19 protein-coding genes and 3 tRNA genes are annotated in these 19,109 nt (G+C 66.5%); 4 read left to right on the top strand and 18 right to left on the bottom strand.

The genetic code is table 11. The annotated features are described in order from the left end of the window. Nucleotides 1–22 precede the first annotated feature (22 nt). Entirely contained in the window at nt 23–859 is an 837-nt protein-coding gene (tsf, locus tag ACIGJD_RS06730; protein ID WP_483688848.1) for a translation elongation factor Ts, read from the bottom strand. A 126-nt stretch (nt 860–985) separates the two neighbouring features. After that, entirely contained in the window at nt 986–1,831 is an 846-nt protein-coding gene (gene rpsB / locus ACIGJD_RS06725; RefSeq protein WP_142134646.1) for a 30S ribosomal protein S2, read from the bottom strand. A 450-nt stretch (nt 1,832–2,281) separates the two neighbouring features. On the opposite strand from rpsB, the gene ACIGJD_RS06720 reads away from it, so the two are divergent. Next, complete coding sequence (locus ACIGJD_RS06720; protein WP_483688847.1) at nt 2,282–2,863, top strand: murein hydrolase activator EnvC family protein; 582 nt, start codon at nt 2,282–2,284, stop codon at nt 2,861–2,863. A 90-nt stretch (nt 2,864–2,953) separates the two neighbouring features. Here ACIGJD_RS06720 and ACIGJD_RS06715 read toward each other — a convergent pair whose 3' ends face one another. The 6 genes from ACIGJD_RS06715 to ACIGJD_RS06690 form a co-directional block, all read right to left on the bottom strand. Further along, nucleotides 2,954–4,144 (bottom strand): acyl-CoA dehydrogenase family protein, encoded by a 1,191-nt coding sequence (locus ACIGJD_RS06715; protein ID WP_483688846.1) that lies wholly within the window; start codon nt 4,142–4,144, stop codon nt 2,954–2,956. Nucleotides 4,145–4,292: 148 nt separating this feature from the next. Then, nucleotides 4,293–4,366 (bottom strand) — tRNA-Ile (locus ACIGJD_RS06710). A gap of 74 nt (nt 4,367–4,440) precedes the next feature. After that, entirely contained in the window at nt 4,441–5,637 is a 1,197-nt protein-coding gene (locus tag ACIGJD_RS06705) for a glycosyltransferase (RefSeq protein ID WP_483688845.1), read from the bottom strand. A gap of 112 nt (nt 5,638–5,749) precedes the next feature. Continuing rightward, a complete protein-coding gene (locus ACIGJD_RS06700) occupies nt 5,750–6,658 on the bottom strand; it encodes a DMT family transporter (RefSeq protein ID WP_483688844.1) in 909 nt (302 codons plus the stop codon). Continuing rightward, nucleotides 6,658–7,281, bottom strand: a complete 624-nt coding sequence (locus ACIGJD_RS06695; RefSeq protein ID WP_483688843.1) for a CDP-alcohol phosphatidyltransferase family protein — start codon at nt 7,279–7,281, stop codon at nt 6,658–6,660. The genes ACIGJD_RS06700 and ACIGJD_RS06695 overlap by 1 nt, the downstream gene beginning before the upstream one ends. 84 nt (nt 7,282–7,365) lie before the next feature. After that, the gene (locus ACIGJD_RS06690; protein ID WP_483688842.1) at nt 7,366–8,217 is read right to left on the bottom strand and encodes a phage holin family protein; all 852 of its coding nucleotides are present in this window, start codon (nt 8,215–8,217) and stop codon (nt 7,366–7,368) included. 180 nt (nt 8,218–8,397) lie between these two features. Here ACIGJD_RS06690 and ACIGJD_RS06685 point away from each other — a divergent pair, with 180 nt between their 5' ends. The 3 genes from ACIGJD_RS06685 (at nt 8,398) to ACIGJD_RS06675 (ending at nt 10,364) form a co-directional block, all read left to right on the top strand. After that, entirely contained in the window at nt 8,398–9,621 is a 1,224-nt protein-coding gene (locus ACIGJD_RS06685) for a multidrug effflux MFS transporter (protein WP_483688841.1), read from the top strand. Between the two features lie 65 nt (nt 9,622–9,686). Next, a complete protein-coding gene (locus ACIGJD_RS06680; RefSeq protein WP_483688840.1) occupies nt 9,687–9,866 on the top strand; it encodes a glycine zipper 2TM domain-containing protein in 180 nt (59 codons plus the stop codon). Nucleotides 9,867–9,956: 90 nt separating this feature from the next. Continuing rightward, nucleotides 9,957–10,364: a hypothetical protein gene (locus tag ACIGJD_RS06675; RefSeq protein ID WP_236801857.1), complete on the top strand. Its 408-nt coding sequence runs from the start codon at nt 9,957–9,959 to the stop codon at nt 10,362–10,364. Between the two features lie 88 nt (nt 10,365–10,452). Here ACIGJD_RS06675 and ACIGJD_RS06670 read toward each other — a convergent pair. The 10 genes from ACIGJD_RS06670 to dusB form a co-directional block, all read right to left on the bottom strand. Beyond that, a tRNA-Asn gene (locus tag ACIGJD_RS06670) sits at nt 10,453–10,525 on the bottom strand. A 135-nt stretch (nt 10,526–10,660) separates the two neighbouring features. Next, nucleotides 10,661–10,733 (bottom strand) — tRNA-Asn (locus ACIGJD_RS06665). Nucleotides 10,734–10,830: 97 nt separating this feature from the next. Next, on the bottom strand, nt 10,831–12,810 hold the full coding sequence (dnaG, locus tag ACIGJD_RS06660) for a DNA primase (RefSeq protein WP_483688839.1): 1,980 nt from the start codon (nt 12,808–12,810) through the stop codon (nt 10,831–10,833). A 42-nt stretch (nt 12,811–12,852) separates the two neighbouring features. Further along, nucleotides 12,853–13,125, bottom strand: coding sequence for a ferredoxin (locus ACIGJD_RS06655; protein ID WP_483688838.1), 273 nt, complete (start codon nt 13,123–13,125; stop codon nt 12,853–12,855). Continuing rightward, the gene (locus tag ACIGJD_RS06650; protein ID WP_483688837.1) at nt 13,122–14,414 is read right to left on the bottom strand and encodes an NADH-ubiquinone oxidoreductase-F iron-sulfur binding region domain-containing protein; all 1,293 of its coding nucleotides are present in this window, start codon (nt 14,412–14,414) and stop codon (nt 13,122–13,124) included. The genes ACIGJD_RS06655 and ACIGJD_RS06650 overlap by 4 nt, the downstream gene beginning before the upstream one ends. Next, a complete protein-coding gene (locus ACIGJD_RS06645; RefSeq protein WP_483688836.1) occupies nt 14,411–14,968 on the bottom strand; it encodes a ferric reductase-like transmembrane domain-containing protein in 558 nt (185 codons plus the stop codon). Before ACIGJD_RS06645 ends, ACIGJD_RS06650 begins: the two co-directional genes overlap by 4 nt. After that, nucleotides 14,961–16,070 (bottom strand): FAD:protein FMN transferase, encoded by a 1,110-nt coding sequence (locus ACIGJD_RS06640; RefSeq protein ID WP_483688835.1) that lies wholly within the window; start codon nt 16,068–16,070, stop codon nt 14,961–14,963. Before ACIGJD_RS06640 ends, ACIGJD_RS06645 begins: the two co-directional genes overlap by 8 nt. 1 nt (nt 16,071) lies before the next feature. After that, nucleotides 16,072–16,428 carry a hypothetical protein gene (locus ACIGJD_RS06635; protein ID WP_483688834.1) on the bottom strand — a complete coding sequence of 119 codons (357 nt, stop codon included), beginning with the start codon at nt 16,426–16,428 and terminating at the stop codon, nt 16,072–16,074. A gap of 128 nt (nt 16,429–16,556) precedes the next feature. Continuing rightward, nucleotides 16,557–17,861, bottom strand: a complete 1,305-nt coding sequence (locus ACIGJD_RS06630; RefSeq protein ID WP_483688833.1) for a deoxyguanosinetriphosphate triphosphohydrolase — start codon at nt 17,859–17,861, stop codon at nt 16,557–16,559. Then, nucleotides 17,854–19,032, bottom strand: coding sequence for a tRNA dihydrouridine synthase DusB (dusB, locus tag ACIGJD_RS06625; protein ID WP_483688832.1), 1,179 nt, complete (start codon nt 19,030–19,032; stop codon nt 17,854–17,856). Before dusB ends, ACIGJD_RS06630 begins: the two co-directional genes overlap by 8 nt. Nucleotides 19,033–19,109 lie beyond the last annotated feature (77 nt).

Genomic DNA, 19,109 nt, shown 5'->3' with positions numbered 1-19,109 from the left:
TGGCCACCCCTTGCAGTTTCGACTAGGAGCCGACGCGGAAGCGCGTGAACGCGGTTCCCTTGACACCGGCCTCTTCGAGGACCTGTGCCACGGACTTCTTGGCGTCCTTGGCGAATGCCTGGTCAACCAGGACCTCACCCTTGTAGAAGCCCGTCACGCGGCCTTCCACAATCTTGGTGAGGGCGGCTTCGGGCTTGCCTTCAGCCTTGGCGGTCTCTTCGGCGATGCGGCGCTCCGACTCAACGAGCTCGGCCGGAACGTCCTCGCGGGTGAGGTAGTTCGGAGCCATGGCGGCGATGTGGACGGCAACGTCGTGGGCGGCGGCAGCAGCGGCTTCGCCTTCACCATCGACAGCGAACAGCACGCCGACCTGGGCCGGGAGGTCCTTGGAGGTCTTGTGCAGGTAAGCGTCGACCGTTGCACCCTCAACGCGGGAGATGCGGCGGACAACAACCTTCTCGCCCAGGATGGCGCCTTCTTCGACGACGACCTCGGACAGCGGCTTGCCGTCAACGTCGGTGGCCAGCAGGGTGTCGAGGTCGGCAGCGCCGGACTCGACGGCGACGGCCAGGACCTTGTCTGCCAGCTGGATGAACTTGTCAGCCTTGGCAACGAAGTCGGTCTCGCAGTTGACCTCGATCATGACGCCGACGCCGTTGCTGACCTTGGCGGCCACGAGGCCCTCAGCGGTGGAGCGGCCTTCACGCTTGGTAGCGCCCTTGAGGCCCTTGATGCGGATGATCTCGATGGCCTTCTCGGCGTCACCGTTGGCTTCGTCAAGAGCCTTCTTGACGTCCATCATGCCGGCGCCGGTGCGCTCGCGCAGGGCCTTGATGTCCGCGGCAGTGTAGTTCGCCATGTGAACCCCTCTGTCTAGAAATGTGTGGTGGTGTACGGACCGACAGGACGGCAGCCCACGGGGTGGGCTGCCATCCTGTCAGCAGCTCCGGCTGCGGACAGCACGGAGAATCCGGATTTGAGTGTCTTACTTGGCGTCTTCGGCGGGAGCCTCGGCGGCAGCCGGAGCTTCAGCGTTCTCGGCCGGAGCGGCGGCGGCTTCTGCCTTGCTGCCTTCGAGGAGCTCGCGCTCCCACTCTGCCAGCGGCTCTTCCGGAGCCTCGGTGGTGCCGGTGCCGCGGTTGTTGCGGGCGATCAGGCCCTCAGCGACGGCGTCGGCAACAACGCGGGTCAGGAGGTTCACGGAGCGGATGGCGTCGTCGTTGCCCGGGATCGGGAAATCAACTTCGTCGGGATCGCAGTTGGTGTCCAGGATGGCCACAACCGGGATGTTCAGCTTCTTGGCCTCGTCAACGGCGAGGTGTTCCTTCTTGGTGTCGACAACCCACAGCACGGACGGTGCCTTGGTCAGGTTGCGGATACCGCCCAGGTTGGACTCCAGCTTGGTGAGCTCGCGCTTGAGGAGCAGCAGTTCCTTCTTGGTGTAAGCGGAACCGGCGACGTCGTCGAAGTCGATCTCTTCGAGTTCCTTCATGCGCTGGATGCGCTTGGCAACCGTCTGGAAGTTGGTCAGCATACCGCCGAGCCAGCGCTGGTTGACGTAGGGCTGGCCCACGCGGGTTGCCTGCTCGGCAATTGCTTCCTGGGCCTGCTTCTTGGTGCCGACGAAGAGCACGGTGCCGCCGTGGGCAACAGTGGCCTTGACGAACTCGTAGGCGCGGTCGATGTAGGACAGCGACTGCTGCAGGTCGATGATGTAGATGCCGTTGCGCTCGGTGAAGATGAAGCGCTTCATCTTCGGGTTCCAACGGCGGGTCTGGTGTCCAAAGTGGACGCCGCTGTCAAGCAGCTGGCGCATGGTTACGACGGGCATTCCGGCGCTCCTTATTTTCCGGCAGGTCATTCATGAGAAAACCCGGAGGCTTCTTACCCTGCCAATAGTTGACGGTTGATTAGCGTGGCCCGGTTGGGCCGTGCTCCTGGCATCCACCGTTCTTCCCATCAGGAACAAAAGCCTGACCGCAGGAAGTGCGGTCCTCCATGGACGAACGCCGGGGCGTCGCCTGCCGGAGGGCTGGATGCGCGTAGTCAGCCGCCGCTCCCCCACACTCCTGAATGAGATGTGCCGACGCAATCCGGACAGGGTGATACACCGCGGGGGTGGACCACTGGGACGGGAAGCGTTGAGGGCGCAGCAAACTGCTCCATCAAGTGTACTACAGGCACCCCCGGCCGCCGGACAGGAAAGCACCCGCCGGAGGCGTTGTCCACATAGCCGGAACCGGCCCTGCCCGCTCCGGGCCCAGCCGGGCAGGCTGGTGGGATGAAACCACCAGTCCTCCTGGCCGCACTCCTGCTGCTTCCGGCGTCCGTGGCCTCCCCCGGCCCGGCCTTCCAGTACACCGCAGCCGGCGCGCAGCCCTTCCGGGCCCAGTCCAGCACCATCCAGCAGGAGAGGACGACGGCGGCCGCCGGGGTGGCTGCCAGGCCCTCCTGGCGCTGGCCGCTGGCGCCGCGTCCGCGGGTGCTGCGGGGCTTCGATCCCCCGCCCAAGCCGTGGCTCAGCGGGCACCGCGGCGTAGACCTGGATTTCACGGCAGGAGCACAGGTTGTGTCACCGGCGGCCGGAACGGTCAGTTTCGTGGGCGTGGTGGTGGACCGTCCCGTGATCACCATCGACCATGGCGGCGGGCTGCGCAGCAGTTTCGAACCGGTGGAGAGCACGCTGGTGGCGGGGTCCACCGTGGCGGCCGGCCAGGTGATCGGAACTGCCCTCCCGGGCCATTGCCCGGGGGCACAGTGCCTGCACTGGGGAGTGCGGGAAGGAGAAAACTACGTCAATCCCCTGCAGTTCGTCCTGAACCTTCGCCCGTCCATCCTGCTTCCACTGCCCGGGCCGCCATAGGCCCGCCCGGCCCGAATGATGCTGCCTCCATAGCGCGCGCAGGGGCCGGCCGACGACTGAATGGAAGGTGGCTGGCTGGAAGGCGGCCGGTTAGACGATGGCTGAGATGCCGGTGATGGCCCGGCCCGTCACCAGGGTGTTGATCTCGGCGGTGCCCTCGTACGAGTAGATGGCTTCGGCATCGGCGAAGATCTTGGCCATCCCGTAGTCGGTCACGATGCCGTTGCCACCCAGGATGCTGCGGCCAAGGGCCACGCTGTCCCGCATGCGTCCGGTGGCGAAGGCCTTGGCCAGGGCGGACTGTTCGTCCTTGGCTGCGCCTTCGTCCTCCAGTTGGGAGAGGCGGACCATCATGCCCATGGAGCTGACGGTATTGCCCAGGATCCGGACCAGCTGGTCCTGGATGAGCTGGAAGGAGGCAAGCGGCCGGCCGAACTGGTGCCGCTCCACGGCATAGCGGCGGGCAACATCGAACGCGGCCATCTGGAGCCCAACGGCCTGCCAGGCAACGGACAGCCGCGTGGCCTTGAGCACCTTGTTGACGTCGCGGAAGCTGTTGGCGTTGGCCAGTTTGAAGTGGTCCGGGACCACTACGTCCGTCAGGACGATGTCGGCATTCTGGACGGTGCGCAGGGAGATCTTGTTTTCGATCTTCGTGGCGCTGAATCCATCGAGCGTGGTGTCCACCAGGAAGCCCTTGACCTGGTTGTCGGCAACATCGCGGGCGTAGATGACTACCCAGTCAGAGAAGGTGGCGTTGCCGATCCACCGCTTGGCCCCGTTGAGGATCCAGTTGCCGCCGTCCCGGCGCGCCGTGGTGCGGGTCCCGCCGGCCACGTCGCTGCCGCCCAGCGGCTCGGTCAGGCCGAAGGCGCCGATCTTTTTCAGGGCGTAGATGTCGGGCAGCCACTCGTCTTTCTGCTCCTGGGATGCCAGCAGCTCGATGGATCCGGTGAAGAGCCCGTCGTGCACCCCGAGGAAAGTGGCGATCGACGCGTCCGCGCGGGTGACCTCCGCGTGCAGCATCCCGGCGAAGAGGTTGGAGTATCCCTGCCGCCGGACCGGGCTGACCAGGTCCAGGGCTGCACACTTTGGCACCAGGTCCATGGGGAACTCCCCGCGGTTCCAGAAGTCCACCGCAAGGGGCTTGACCTCGCGCACCAGGAAGTCGCGGACCTCGGCGAGCCTGTCCTGTTCCTTGCCGGACAGAAGCTGCTCGAAGGCGAAGAAGTCGCCGTCGGCGTAGGGAAGCTCGTGGGACTCGGCTGCGGAGGTTGCCATGGGTACCTTCTTTGGTGATCAGCGCTGACCGTGCCGCGGAACCGCGTACGGAATGTTACTGGGCAGTAACTTACCGCAGGGCTCCGGGTTAACCAAGAAGAACCGCGGCCGACGAAAACTGTCGGCCGCGGTTCTTTCTGCTGTTCGGTAGGGCTACTCGGACTTGAACCGAGGACCTTAGGATTATGAGTCCCGCGCTCTAACCAGCTGAGCTATAGCCCCCAATCCCTGCAGATACGTCGTGGAACACCACGCCCCGGCAGGGCAAAAACACTCTAGCAAACCCGGGAACGGGTTCAGACCACCTTGTCCTCGTAGGTAGCACCGCGGTACAGGTCCTCGAAGGTCTGCAGCGTTCCCTGGATGCTGTGCGGTTCCACCATCTGGCGGCTGGCCCGGCCCATGGCGCGCTGCTGGTCCTTGGGGAGCTCCAGGACCTGGGTGATCTTCTTTGCGAGGTCGTCACTGTCGTTGGGCGTGAAAAGGTAGCCGTTCTCGCCGTCGCGCACCAGGTGCGGCAGGGCCATGGCGTCGGCCAGGACCACGGGGGTGGAGGCGGACATGGCTTCCAGGGTGACCAGGGACTGCAGCTCAGCCGTTCCGGGCATGCAGAACAGGTCAGCCTGGATGTAGGCCTTGCGCAGGTCTTCGTCGCTGGCAAGGCCCAGGAACTTTACCCGGCTTGTGAGTCCCAGCCGCCGCACCAGTTCCTCCAGGGCAGGGCGTACCTCTCCCCCGCCCACGATCTCCAGATGAACGTTCAGCTCGGGCGGCGTCTTGCCGATGGCCTCGATGAGCACGTCCACATGCTTTTCCTCCGCAAGCCGCCCGGCGAACAGGACGGTGGGGTGGGCATGCGGCTCGATGTGCTCTCCGGGCTGCAGCTCATAGGCGGCGGAATCGATGCCGTTGGACAACGGGAGCACCTTCCGCAGGAACGCGTGCTCGTGCATTGCCCGGGCGGCAAGCGGCGTGGGGGTTGTCACCACGTCCGCCTGGCCCATGACCTTGCCCATGTCCTTCCAGGAGACCCGCCCAATGATGTCCTTGAACCATTGCGGGAACGGCAGGAAGGGGTTGAGGTTTTCGGGCATGAAGTGGTTGGTGGCGATGATCCGGACGCCGCGCTTCACGGCCTCGTAGAGCACGTGCTCGCCAATCATGTAATGGCTTTGGATGTGCACGACGTCGGGCTTCACGCGGTCGAAGAGGAGGGTGATTTCCTTCTTGATTTCCCAGGGGAAGCAAAGGCGGAAGCTTTCGTGGGTGAACGCCTTGTGCGAGCGGAGCCGGTGCACGGTTGCTTCTGCGCGGAACTCGGTGAAGCTTTTTCCCTTGCTGGAGCGGGATGCCAGGACGTGGACGTTGTGGCCCCGGGCGGTCATGCCCTTGGCCAGCCGGTATCCGAACTGGGCGGCGCCGTTGACGTCCGGCGGATAGGTGTCGGCGGCGATGAGGATGGTCAGGGGACGCTGGTCGGCTGGCGTGGTCATGGGGAGTACTCCTGATGGTCACGGTGCGGACAGCATGGAACTGACAGCACGGTTGGCCGGTGGCGCATGGGCTCAGGCCTCGTGGGGTTTGCTGGGTCTGGAAGGAAATGGGCTAGTGGGACGGCCTGCCGGCGGCCTTGCGCGCGTCCTTCTTGCGCTTGGTGACCTCCGGGTGGTGCCGGGAAAGGGCGATAACCCCAACGATAGCAAGGCACGCAGCCGTTCCCATCGCAATTGCCATAACCGCATGGACGTCGGGACGCAGTTCGCCCAGGATGATGATGCCGATGGCAATACCCACCATGGGGTCGATCACGGTGAGCCCGGCGATGACCAGGTCCGGCGGCCCCGTCGAGTACGCGCTTTGCACGAACCACGAGCCCAGGCCGCCGGCCGCGATTATCGCCACCACCGAGTACCACTGGACATTGAGCAGGAAGAGGCCGTTGGGGTCCAGCAGGTGCTTTCCGATGATCCGGGTGAGGACCGCCACGAAGCCGAAGAGGATGCCGGCGCCCAGGATGTAGATGAACGCGTTCATCCGGTGCTTGAACGTCACAGCCAGCGTGCCGAACAGCCCCACGGCCAGGGCCAGCAGCAGCACGATGGTGAGCTCGTCCTCCGGGCTGACATGGTGACTTTCCTGGGTGACGTTGACCGCCAGGAGGACAAAGAGTGCCGAGCCGGTGACGCAGGCGGCGATGGAGACGGCTGTGGCGCGGTTGATGGTCAGGTCCTGGTCGCGGGCGTTGACCACCGTGGTGATCACCAGGGCGATGGCGCCGATGGGCTGGATCACCGTGAGTGGTGCGGACACCAGGGCCACGGCGTTCATGGCCATCCCGGTGCAGAGCAGCAGGAGCCCGAACATCCACCGGGGATTGCGAAGCAAGCGCAGGAAGCCGTTGGAACTCAGGGCAAGCCCGCCGGTGTCGGCTTTAACCGCGCTGCCCTGGCGCTGGGCACCCAGGGCGAGGCAGAAAGCGCCAAGCACCGCCAGGCCGACGGCAACCCACACCATCAGCCGTTCCCGCCGTCGTGCTGTTTCAGTTCCCTGCCCTTTCGCAGGATGGCCCAGAAGTAGTTGTAGGCGGCAATCCAGTGGCCGATCAGGCCCAAGCCCAACACCACCCAGGCGGCAACAAAGAGCTGGTCCGAAGCGCCGGTATCCAGGCGGGAGAGCACCAGCAGCGGGGTGCCCAGGAGCAGCAGCCCGGTCCGCACCTTGCCCACCACGCTGACGGGGAGGTCCGGATGGCCGTGGAAGAAAAAGAGCGTCAGGGCCAGGAGCACGGCGTCCGGTACGACCAGCGCCGCCAGGTAGAGCCAATGCACGACCCCGGCAATCACCAAGGTGGCCGCCACGGCCAGCAGGGCCAGCCGGTCGGCGATGGGGTCGAGGACCCTGCCGAGCTTGGAGGCCTGGTCGAAACGCCGGGCAATATAGCCGTCGATCCAGTCCGTGCCTGCCATGATCGCCAGGACGATCACGCCGGCGCCGTATTCCTTTTGGGCCAGGACCAGCCACATGAAGAGCGGAACACCCATGAACCGCACCACGGTGAGCAGGTTGGGGATGGTGAACACGAGGTCGTGGTCCACCTGGGGACGGCCGGGGCGGGCGCCTGCACCAATGAACTTCACCCGTCCCCTCTCCTTTCCTGCTGCGCCGGAGCGCGGTTGTTCAGTAATTCCTTGTGTACCGGGCAGTGCTGTTGCGGCAGCAGCCTAGTTGGAACGGAACAGCCTGCGGAGGAGGACCACCAGGACCGTTCCTGCGGCCACGAAGGCTGCCAGCGGCTTCCAGCGCCTGGACAGATCCGCGGAGCCGGACAACGCCGCGAAGCGTTCGCCCGCTGCGTCCACGCCGTGCTGCGCCAGCACCTGGCCTTCGCGCGCCTTGACCTGCGCGGCGGCCAGCAGGTACCGGGCCTGGGTCTTGAGGTCCAGCTCGGTACCGAGGTCGTCGCGGACCTCGGTGAGGTGGTGCCTCCGCTGGCTCAGGCGGCGCGCAAGCTCGGGTTCGGAAGCGTGCGGGAACTCCTGCTGCTCCCGGGCGGCTTTTGCTTCCTTTTCGGCCTTTGCCTTGGCAGCGGCCTCGGCCTTGGCCGCCTTCGCAGCCTTCGCCTCCGGACTCTCCGGATCCAGGATGGCCGGGTTGAAGGCGGAGCCTTCCCGGGCAACGCCGATATCGTGCCTGATGCCACGGATGGTTTCCTCGGGCATCAGCGGCATGGCCTTCTTGAACCTCGCAAGGCCAACCAGTCCGCCGATGAGCGCTATCAGCAGGAAGGCTGCGGAGACCAGGAGGGCTGCCAGCCAGGCGGGCATGATGGTGGCCAGGCCCATGATCGCCGCGACGATCAGGCCAACCACCAGAAACGCCAGGAAGAGGAGCGCCACCGCGAAGAAGGCGGCGGCCACCCCCACCTGGATACCCTTGCGCTTGAGTTCGATCTTGGCGAAGGCGATCTCGTCGTTGAGCTGGCGGGGGGCCAACCGGAAAAGGAGTCTTGCCGTTCCGGGCAGCGCAGTGATACGCAATCCCGGGCTGGTACGCCCGCTGTGACGTCCGCTCATCGGTTCCGCCTTACTGGTTTCATGGGTCGATACTGCTTCCGTTTATTGCGGAAATGTGCAGCCGCACAGTCCACGCCACCAAAACTACCATTCAGGTTCAGGGCGAACTTGGGGGCTTGCCGGACGGCGCGGCCTACAACGATGCAAAATCAGTCCTGGCGGGGCCTAGGATTGTTCTCCGTGACCAATCCCCCCAATCCGGGCGACTTGCTGAGCCGCCGCCGCAAGCTCCTTTACATCCTCCTCTTGGGCGCCTTGACGGCCCTCGGCCCGTTCACCATCGATCTCTACCTGCCCGCCTTCCCCGCACTGGAGGCCAGCTTGGGGGTGACCGAGGCGCAGGTCCAGCTCACCCTGGCGGGCACCACTGTCGGTTTTGCGTTCGGCCAGTTGGTGGTGGGCCCCTTCAGTGACAAGTTCGGGCGCCGGACTCCCCTGATCCTTGCCACCGCGCTTCACATTGCCGCGTCCATGGGTGCCGCCCTGTCCACTGACATCGCCACGCTGGGGGTGTTCCGTGTCCTGATGGGTGTGGGCGCAGCCGGCGGCGGCGTGGTGGCCATGGCCATGGTGCGCGACCTGTTCTCCGGGTATGCCATGGTGCGGATGTTCTCGCGGATGGCCCTGGTCAACGGCCTGGCACCCATCCTGGCACCGGTGATCGGCTCGCAACTGCTCCTGGTGATGCCGTGGCCGGGCATCTTCGTGTTCCTGGCCGCATACGGGACATTAGTCATCGTGGCGGCCCTGCTCCTGGTGCGTGAGACGCTTCCGCCGGAGAAACGGGGCCAGAGCGGCATGACGGCCAGGCAGCGCTACAAGGCGCTCTTCAGCGACCGGATCTTCGTGGGGCTGCTCATGGTGGCCGGCTTCAATTTCGGCGGCCTCTTTACGTATCTGTCGGCCTCCCCGTTCCTGTTCCAGGACGTCTTCGGGTTCTCGGCCCAGCAGTACGGGCTGCTCTTCGGCATCAACTCCCTGGGCATCGTTGCAGGCGTGCAGACCAGTTCACGGCTGATCAGGATTGTCCCGCCGCAATGGATCCTGGCCGGCGCCACGGCATGGATGTTCCTGATGGCCCTGTTGATCGTGGTGTTCGACCGGCTGGGCCTGGGGTTGTGGGGTGTCATGGTGCCGCTGTGGTTCTACATCCTGGGCACCGGCTTCATGTTCCCCTGCGTCCAGGTGCTGGCCCTGGCAAGCCACGCCTCCCAGGCGGGAACCGCGGCATCCCTCCTCGGCGCGGCCACGTTCCTCATGGCCGGGCTGATCTCCCCCGTGGTGGGTTGGGTTGGCATCACCAGCGCCGCGCCCATGGGAGCGGTTCAGGCGGCGTGCATCCTGGTGGCGATCGGGGCACTATGGCTGGTGGTCCGGCCGCGCACGGTACCCTCGATCCACTGAATACCCCGCAAACCAAGGCACTTCACCACACCGGCAGTTACTCTCAGCCACCAGGAAGGCAGCAGATGGCCCGCAAACCGCAACGCAACGGAAGGGGACTCTTCCTCGGGGCGGTGCTTGGCGCCGTCGCCGGCTATTTTGCCGGCCGTGCCGTGGGCAACCCCGCATGGGGCATCATCCTGGGAACGCTGGCTGGTGCCGCGCTCCTGTACCGGGTGAATCCGGGCCGCCGGAACCGCCGCTGACAGCACCTGCTGCCGGACACCGCTTGGCGCTGGCCGTCCCTGCCCTACGGCTGCACTGCACGATGAGGCTCAGCGCGATAAAATGATGCCGTGTCCAGCTGGCAGAACCAACCGCCACTTCCGGCCACATGGCAACGGTGCGACGCCAGGATCCTGCCACTGTGGTGGGAGCGGCTGTGCGCGCAGGCAGGCCAGCAGTCAGCGGCGCTGTACGCGGCAGGGCTGTTCACGGAGGACCGGCGCCGGCCCATCGCCCAGTGGTTCAATCCAGCCTTCAAGGCCGCCCTCCTGGTGGCACCGGAAACCTCGCCGGAATGGCCAGTGCAGCGCTTCGGCATCTTCTACGCCCCACCTGATGCCGGCTTTGTCCGCATACACTCGGCCCCCCACGAATGGAATCCGCGCGAACCCCGGAAGTCCCCTACCGAACGGGAAGCCTTCGAGTCTGCCATCGCAGAGGCCGAAAGGTTCCTGCAGGTGGAAATGGACTTCGTCTGAGCCCATCTTCCCCATTCAGGCTTCCCACCCCGCGGAAAGAAAAAAATCCCCGTTCCTCCAACCGGAGGAACGGGGATTTTTCGTAGCGCTCCTCCTGCTGGACTTGAACCAGCAACCCTTCGATTAACAGTCGAATGCTCTGCCAATTGAGCTAAGGAGGAATGAAGCAGGTATGACATTAGCAAAGGTTTCCGGCCCAAGGGAAATCGGCGGTTTTCCGGGCCAAAACACGCCTCGTGCCGTCCAAAAGCGGAAACAAAAATCCCCGTTCCGGGAACCGGAACGGGGATTGGAAGCTCCTCCTGCTGGACTTGAACCAGCAACCCTTCGATTAACAGTCGAATGCTCTGCCAATTGAGCTAAGGAGGAATGAAGCGGGTACCAGCCTAGCAAACACCCGGTGTGGAAACGAAATCGGGAGTGCCGTGACCTCCCCCACTTCCGGTTCCACCCAGCAGGCAGAGGCCTACGCCTCGGCCCGCAGGGCCCGGCGTTCCATCTCCAGCATCATCAGTTCGCGGTTGAGCCGCTGGTACGTTTCGGGGTCTGCCGCGGCGTCAAGGCGCTGCAGCTGGCCCATCTTGTCCGCCTTGACCCGCGTGATCTGGAGTTCGAACAACCGGGACAGGATGTCGCGGCAGTACTTCAGCACCGCCTCCTCCGTATGCGCCGGAAGCGGCACCACCGACAGCTCCGACACCAGCGGCCGGAGCGGCTCCGGGACCTCGTGCATGACGTGTTCCACCCAGCGCACCGGATCACCCACCAGTCCCGGCCCGGTGGCGCGCATGGCATCGTGCACGGCCTGGAAGGCAGGGGTGGAGAAGCGGGCAGCGGCGAACCGGTCCCAGACCCCGGCCGCCAGCAGCGACGGCTGCTGAAGGGCCACCTCCAGCGCCTGCCGCTCCATGGAGGCCACGGGGTCGCGTGGGTCGGGACGGTGGAAGGAAGGAACAGCGCCCGACGACGGCCCAACAGCCACGCCGGGGCCGCCGGCAGGTGCGGGGCCGGTTTGGCCCTCGTACCCCCTGCCCTCGTGGCCAGTGCCGCGCTGCTGCTGTCCACGGTTGGACGTGCCCTGGCCCGCGGGAGCTCCGGCGTCCCCCCGCTTCGCTGCGTTCTTCACCTCGGCGTTGACCAGGCGCAGGACTTCATTGGGGTCGGGCATACCCAGCCAGCCGGTCAGGGCCTGGCAGTACCCGGTCCGGGTGGAGCCGTCGCGGATGGCCGCCACCACCGGCACGGAAGCCTTCAGGCCCTGGACGCGGCCTTCCACGGTGTCCAGGTTGAACTGCTTCAGCGTGGTGCGGATGGCGAACTCGAACAGGGGCCGCCGGGACTGGATCAGGGCGTGCACTGCCTCGTCCCCCCTGCTGAGCCGGAGGTCGCACGGATCGGCTCCGGTAGGTTCCACGGCCACGAAGGTCTGGGCAGTGAACCGCTGGTCCTCCTCGAAGGCGCGCAGTGCTGCCTTCTGCCCGGCGGCGTCGCCGTCGAAGGTGAACACCACTTCTCCCCCGGTGCCGTCGTCGGACAAAAGCCGCCGGGCGATCTTGATGTGTTCGGTGCCGAACGCCGTGCCGCAGGTGGCCACCGCCGTCGTGATCCCTGCAAGGTGGCAGGCCATGACGTCCGTATAGCCCTCCACCACCACCAGCTGGCGGTCCTTTGCGATGCTCTTCTTGGCCAGGTCGATGCCGTAGAGGACCTGGGACTTCTTGTAGAGGGTGGTCTCCGGGGTGTTGAGGTACTTGGGGCCCTGGTCATCCTCGTAGAGCTTGCGGGCGCCGAAGCCTATGGTGTCGCCGGCGATGTCCTTGATGGGCCAGATCAGGCGGCCGCGGAAGCGGTCGTAGATGCCCCGGTTTCCTTCGCTGAACATGCCGGTGAGTTTGAGCTCGGCATCGGTGAAGCCGCGGCCGCGAAGGTGCTTCAGGAGCGCGTCCCAGCCCTGCGGAGCGTAGCCGCAGCCAAAGTGTTCCGCGGCCGCCCTGTCGAAGCCCCGGCCGAACAGGAAGTTCCGGGCCTCTGCCGCACCTGGGGTGAGCAGTTGGGCGCGGAAGAACTCGTCGGCAATCTTGTGCGCGTCAAGCAGCCGCTGGCGCCGGCCGACTTCCTCACGGTTGGGCCCGGTCCCGCCGTCCTCGTACCGGAGTTCGTAGCCGATCCGGGCAGCGAGCTTTTCCACGGCTTCCTGGAAGGAGCTGTGGTCCTGCTTTTGCACAAAGGCAATGACGTCGCCGTCCTCGCCGCAGCCGAAACAGTGGTACCGGCCCACCTGGGGACGGACGGTGAAGGACGGCGAGCGCTCGTCGTGGAAGGGGCACAGACCCTTGAAGGTGCCCAGCCCGGCGCCCTTGAGCGTCACGTAGCCGTCAACAACTTCCTTGATGTCCGTGCGCTGGCGTACTTCATCGATATCTTCACGTTTGATCAGCCCAGCCACACAGCAATCTTAGTGTCCTTGGCCTGGTGCCACCGGCAGGGCCTACCTCCCGGGCATCCTGCCCGGCGTCCGCTGTCCCTGTTCGGGCGCCGCCCGCTCCACCAGGCTGAGGGCAAGCCTGGGACAAAGGAAGACGGCCTCCTGCGCGGCGTCCCGGTCGGCGTCCCGCAGCGGAACGTCAGTGCGTTCACGGCCCGCCTTGCCCCGTGCCACCGGGTAGCCCCAGTCGTCCCTGTCGAGCACTCCCGGAAGCAGCTCTGAGCACAGGCCGCGGCCATCGCAGCTTGTCCAGTCGATGTGCAGGTACGTTTTCATGCCGCCACGCCTCCCGGGCCCGTGCAGTATCCGGACAGATGGGCGCGGAAGTCAGCGGCGAAGACCTCCAACGCGCTGGCGACCAGTCCGGTGGTCCCTTCCGGATGGCGGCATGCGCCGCGGCCGGAAACCAGCCGCCCGAGGCGGTCCAGCTCCGAGGTAAGCCGCGCATTTGTTTCGCCTCCGGCGATGCGGTTGAGGACGGACGCCATGGCCGGCAGCCCGAACATGCAGGGCCCGCACTGCCGGGCGGACTGGCCGGCCAGGTAGCTGAGGATCCGGGCCGTGGCCTGGACGCCGCAGGTCTGCAGGTCCAGGGCATGGATGACTCCCGCGCCCGGGCGGACTGTCCGGCCCGGCGCTCCCGCGGGTGTGAGGGCTCGATCCGCCGGCCGCACCCATCGGCCGTGGTACCCGCCCACCAGGACGGCGGACAAGGATCCCGGATCCATCCCGGCTTCCGTCAGGACGGCGGAAAGTTGTACCCCGCCCGGTACCTCCAGCACCACGTCCCGCGTGGGGGCAGGCCCGGACACGGACACCAGCCTGGTGCCGGGATCGGTGGCGGTGCCCGCCTGCCGGAACCACTGCGCGCCATAGCGGGCGATCAGGGCCACCTGGGCCAGGGTCTCGACATTAACCACCAGCGTGGGGCGGCCGTTCAGGCCTGACTCGCTGAGGCGCCGTCGCTGGTCCATGGGCAGGGCGGTACCGTTCTCAATCATGTTGACGACGGCGCTCGACTCACCGGATATGAACGTTTCGGGAGCCTGCACTACCCGGATCTTTCTGCCGCCCGGACGCTCACCGAGGGCTTGTTGCAAACGGGGCAGGCTGGCCGCCGGGGCGTAAACGTACATGCTTGTGCCGCCCGCGCCTGCCTGGCTTCCTGTCCTGCCGCCTGTCGGGCCCAGGGCGGCGGCGAGGGCGGTCAGCCCGTCAATGACCAGGTGGGGCGCGTGGGCGAGGAGGGTCCGGTCCTTGAAGCTGAGCGGCTCGCCCTCGGCACCGTTGGCTACCACCACGGGCCGGACGGCAAACAAACCCTTCCGTCCGGTACCGGCTGCCGCGGTGGCCTTGCGCCAGGTTTCGAATGCGGCTCCGCCGCGGCCGGTCAGCCCTGATTCAGCGAGCACTTCCAGGAGACCCGGACCTGCCGCCTGCGGCTCCCACGGGCCGAAGGCTTCCAGGTGCTGCGCCCACCCGGCATCGGGGCCTGCCGCCAGGAGGCGCGGCTCCTGGCGGATACTGTCCTGGTTCACCGGGTAGCTGTTACGGGATTGGCTCACGGGAGGTTTCCTTGCCTGGCGCGGAAGGTTTCGAGGAAGGAGGGGCTCAGCCGCCACATCAGGGCAGCGGCAACGGCCACGGCGGACGCCGCAGCCAACAGGAGGAACCACCCGCTTGACACGTCCGTGCCGTTTCCCAGGGCGTGGGCCATGGCCACCGGCCAAACGCCATAGCTGAGCCAGTGGACGGCCCTGAAGGTGCGCTGCCCAATACGGTGCCGCAGCAGCGCTGTGACCACGACGGCCAGGACCAGGTCCAAGGCGACCGTGCCCAGACCCTGCCAGAACGGCTGGTACGACCCCAGGAACGGCACCACGACATCCACGGGATTGAGCTTGGCAAAGGAGTCAAGGAGCAGGGATCCAACGTGCAGCCCCAGGAAAACCGTGGCGAGCAGGGCAATGTTCCGGTGCAGGAGGCTGATGGAGAACCGCGGCAGCACCAGCAGGGGCCGGCCTGACCGGTTCAGGATGCCCAGCAGCACCGATGCGGTAAACAGTGCCAGTGACACGAAGCCGCTGACGCGCCCGAAAGCCCACATTGCCTCATCCATGGCGCAGGGCTCCCTCGCCCGGGCTTTCGGCTGGGAAGTAGTTTTCGGCGGGCCAGGCTCCTGTGGTCGCCACCCTGCCGCGGCTGTCCACGAACCGGGCGGATATGCCCTCGGCACGGAACCACTCGAGGGCTTTGAAGCCGCGCACGATGGCCCCGGTGCTGAACGCGTTCGCCTCCAGGCAGGTAGGCGCCGCCACGGTCACCGAGCGCCACACCGGTTCCGCGGGCAAGCCAAAACGGGGATCGAGGATGTGGTGCACCTGGGTGCCTTCGTGGAGCCAGCGGCGCTTTTGCGTGCTGGACGTTGCCAGGGCAAATCCCGGAGCCAGCGAAATGTGCTGGGCGGGGTCGGCAGGAACGTCCTGCACGAGGATCTGCCACTGGCCGGACCCGGCCTCCGGCTGCCCGTCCTGCGGGCCGGGTCCTGCGCTGGCCAGGTCTCCACCCAGGCTTACCAGGACTCCGCAGCCCAGCCGCCGGTGCACTTCAGCAGCGGCGAGATCGGCTGCGACGGCCTTGGCCGATGCACCCAGGTCGAGGCGAAGCCCGGCCGGCACGGTCAGCACGTCGCCGTCCACATGAATCCGTGACCAGCCTGGCGCCCGCGGTTCCCGCGCTGCCAGCGGCTCCGGCGGCGAAGGCAGCGGCGATACGGGCACGCTCCGGATTCCCGGCCTGCCCGCTGTGTCTGGCGGGCTGGAGAATTCGCCCGACATTTCCGGTCCGTGGCCCAAGGCGGCCAGGTCTGCTCCGAGGGTGGGATCAACAGCGCCGCCGGTCATCCTGGCAGCGTCCAGGGCGCGCTCCAGGAGCAGCCGGAACATGGGACTCACCCTGACGCCAGATGCCATTTTGGGCTGCAGCGCCACCAGTTCCGAATCGGCGCGGAAACGGCTGCAGGCATGGTCCACCGCGGACACCACCTGACGAACGACCCCTTCCGCGGCATCCAGCAGGCCGGGCCCGGTCACCGTGACGGCTGCCTCGAGTTCCCAAACCGTCCAGTTGGATTGTGCTGTGGGAGCCGGTGCAGCTTCGTGTTTGGGGGCCGCTGCAGATTGCGGAGCCCCAGTGCGATTCGTGGTGTCTGAAGCGGCCACGTCAGGACCCTGAGGACCTTCCGTGAATGGTGCCGCCCTTGCCGGGCTGGACCGGGCTGGTGCTGCCATAGTTTCCGTAGCTCTTCGAGCGCCGCGAGCCGCCATTCTGGGTGCCGCTGTTCTGGCCGGTGCCGCTGTCCTGCCGGGTGCCGTAACCGTCGTCATCAGAGCGGCCGGAACCGGATTGGGGCGTGCTCCCCTGCGTGCTGCTGTCCGTACCTGCAGTTGTCCTGGCAATCACGGACGGAGTGGCGGCATAGACAGCGGATGCGGCCACGCCTGCGGCAGCGAAGCTGCCAACGCCCACCGCTGCGGTGATTCCGGTGGCCAGTCGCTTGCCCCTGCTTCGAGTACTCATGACCTGCTCCCGTTCCTGGCGGCCTGCCTTTCCTCCCATGGTGCGCTTCCTTCCTGTGTAGATGCTTTAAGGAAGCTGTTGATCAGGAGGACGTCGGGGAGTTTCTCCGCACGGGGGTACAGGCGGGTTCACCAGAGCGAGGGCAGGCTCCCCACCAGGCGCTCGTACATGGCCAGGGCCGACCCGTCGGTGAGCGATGCCACCTGGTCGATGACCACCCGAAGGCGCCCGCCGTCGTCGTCCGCCGCCCGCCAGTCCGCCGCAAACATCGGCTCCAGGTGCCGGTCACCGGTGGCGCTGAGGGCCGTGACCAAGGCGTGGAGCACTTCCCTCTGGCGCTCATAGATGGGCTGCCGGTGTTCGGTGGTCATGACGAAGGTGGTGGCAAGGCCCTTCATGACCGCGATTTCCATGACGGTCTCGTCCGGAACAATGAGTTCGGCGTTGTAGCGCGTCAGGTTCTCCGGGCCGTAGACCGCGCGGGTGGTCTCCAGGGCGGACTGGCAGAACCTGCCGATCAGCTGGCTGGTCATGTTCTTCAGGGCAGCCATGGACTTGCGGCTGCCGTCGGCCTCGCGGACCCACACGTCGGTGGCCTCCAGCCGGGCCAGGGCAGCGTCGATGGCGGACGGGTCGTTGTGGGGCAAGTACCACTGCTTGGCGTAGCCCACCACGCGGGCACGGTGGTCCGGGTTGTCCATCCACCGCAGCTGGAAGTGGCCGGCAACGATCGCGTCCTCCACGTCGTGCACCGAGTAGGAGATATCGTCCGCAAGGTCCATGACCTGAGCTTCCAGGCAGGTACGGCGTTCCGGGGCTCCTTCCCGGATCCAGTTGAAGATGGGGAGGTCATCCTCGTAGGCCCCGAACTTGCTGGTCCGCTGCCCGTGGATCACGGGTGCTTCCAGGGCTGACCAGGGATATTTCGACGCCGCGTCCAGGCTTGCGCGCGTCAGGTTCAGTCCGGCGGGGTGGCCGTCAGCCGTGAGCACTTTGGGTTCCAGGCGGGTGAGCAGGCGGAGTGTCTGGGCGTTGCCTTCGAAGCCGCCGATGGCATGCGCCACTTCGTTCAGCGCCGATTCGCCGTTGTGGCCGAAGGGCGGGTGGCCCAGGTCGTGGCTGAGGCAGGCCGTGTCCACCACGTCCGGATCGCAACCCAATGCCCGGCCCAGCTCGCGGCCCACCTGCGCCACTTCCAGGCTGTGCGTGAGGCGGGTCCGGACGAAGTCGTCCGTATCCGGTGCCACCACCTGGGTCTTGGCGCCAAGCCGCCGCAACGCCGAGGAGTGCAGCACCCGGGCACGGTCCCGTTCGAAATCCGAGCGGTAGGTGCTCTTGGGCGGCTCCTCCACCCAGCGGGCGGAGTCGTGCGTGTCGTAACCGGGCAGGGCCAGGGCTGCGGTGGGGGTTCCGGCCGTGGGGGTTTCAGCCACCGGAAACGTCCAGTTCCGCGGCGGAGATATCGGCGGACTGTGCCTCGTTCAGGGCACGCGAGTCCAGCCAGTCCTTGGGCAGGGCCGGCTTCTTTGGCGAGCCGGCGCGGCCGCGGGGGCCTTCGGCGTCCAAGCCCGGGTACGGAGACTCCAGGTCCAGTTCGGCGAGGGTGTCCCGAAGTACCTCCAGGCTGGTGACCAGGGCCAGCCGGGTACGCAGCTCGCCGCCCACCACGTAGCCCTTGAAATACCAGGCGATGTGCTTGCGGATCTCACGCAGCGCCTTGCCCTCGTCACCGAAGGTTTCCACCATCAGTTCGGCATGCCGGTATACACCCTCGGCCACCTGCCGCAGGTTGGGGCGGTGGCGGACGTCGCTGCCCTCGAACGCGGCCTGCAGGTCGCCAAAGAGCCAGGGCCGGCCCTGGCAGCCCCGGCCCACCACTACGCCGTCCACGCCGGTTTCGCGCACCATGCGGACAGCGTCCTCGGCGGACCAGATGTCGCCGTTGCCCAGCACGGGAATGTCCGGCAGCGCCTCGCGGAGCCGGGCGATGGCGGACCAGTCGGCCTTGCCGGAGTAGAACTGGGCGGCCGTGCGGCCGTGGAGAGCGACGGCGGCAACACCGGAATCGCGCGCGATCCGGCCGGCGTCGAGGTACGTCAGGTGGTCCTCGTCAATGCCCTTGCGCATCTTGATGGTCAGCGGGATGTTGCCCTTGGACGCTTCCTTGACGGCGGTCTGCACGATGGAGGTGAAGAGGTCGATCTTCCAGGGCAGCGCCGACCCGCCGCCGCGCCGCGTCACCTTGGGGACGGGACAACCGAAGTTGAGGTCGATGTGGTCCGCCCGGTCCTCCTCCACGAGCATCCGCACCGCGGCACCCACCGTGCCCGGGTCCACGCCGTAGAGCTGTACCGACCGGACCTTTTCGTCGTCGTCGTGCGAAATGATGCGGAGGGATTCGGGCGTCCGCTCCACCAGCGCACGGGAAGTCACCATCTCCGCCACATACATGCCGCCGCCGTACTCGCGGCACAGCCTGCGGAACGCGGAGTTGGTGATCCCGGCCATCGGGGCAAGGATCACCGGGGTGTCAACCGTGATGGGTCCCAGCTTCAGGGGCGGGAGTTCCAGCTTGGGTGCGGGAGGAGTTGCTGCAACAGTCACCTGTCCATTGTTGCAAAGCCGGGCAAATCGGTGATCTGCCGCCTTTGGCAGGCGGCTGCGGCGAGTGCCAAAAGGGC

Source organism: Arthrobacter sp. E1SS-5 (assembly GCF_057073715.1).
The sequence above is the reverse complement of the archived record's forward strand: the minus strand, read 5'-3'. Positions and strand labels throughout refer to the sequence as shown.